Origin of the sequence: Pseudomonas donghuensis (assembly GCF_000259195.1) — a bacterium.
GTDB lineage: Bacteria > Pseudomonadota > Gammaproteobacteria > Pseudomonadales > Pseudomonadaceae > Aquipseudomonas > Aquipseudomonas donghuensis.
On record NZ_JH650772.1, the window covers coordinates 8326 to 8996 of the forward strand.

At 66.8% G+C, this 671-nt stretch carries 1 pseudogene; it reads left to right on the plus strand.

Going from position 1 to position 671, the window contains the following annotated elements:
• Positions 1 to 671, plus strand: a pseudogene (locus UW3_RS29780) (bifunctional lysylphosphatidylglycerol flippase/synthetase MprF); the annotation flags it as partial.

Genomic DNA, 671 nt, shown 5'->3' on the forward strand with positions numbered 1-671 from the left:
TGTATCTGCTGGCGCTGGCAGCCGGGGTACTCAGCCATGTGCCCGGCGGCGTCGGGGTCTTCGAGGCGATCCTGCTGGCGGCCTTTGCCGACCAGCTGGGGGCCGCGCCGCTGGCCGCCGCCCTGCTGCTGTATCGCCTGATCTACGTGGTATTGCCACTGCTGCTGGCCTGCGTCCTGCTGCTTGCCAGCGAAGCCAGGCGCCTGCTGTTTGCCCAGCAGGCGATCAGGGCGGCATCCGGGCTGGCAGCCCCGGTGCTGGCGGTGCTGGTGTTTCTCTCCGGCGTGGTGCTGCTGTTTTCAGGTGCCACGCCGGAAATTGATGAGCGCCTGGAACACCTGGGGTTCCTGGTGCCGCACCGATTGATCGACGCCTCGCACTTCGGCGCCAGCCTGATTGGCGTACTGTGCCTGCTGCTGGCCCAGGGCCTGCGGCGGCGCCTGTCGGCCGCCTGGATACTGACCACCATCCTCTTGCTGGTCGGCGCCCTGCTCTCGCTGCTCAAGGGCTTCGACTGGGAAGAGGCCAGCATCCTGACCTTTACCGCCTGCCTGCTGGCCGTCTTCCGGCGCTCCTTCTACCGCCCCAGCCGCTTGCTGGAACTGCCGTTCTCGCCGGTTTATCTTGTCGCCAGTGCCTGCGTACTGGGCGCGTCGGTATGGCTAAAAACT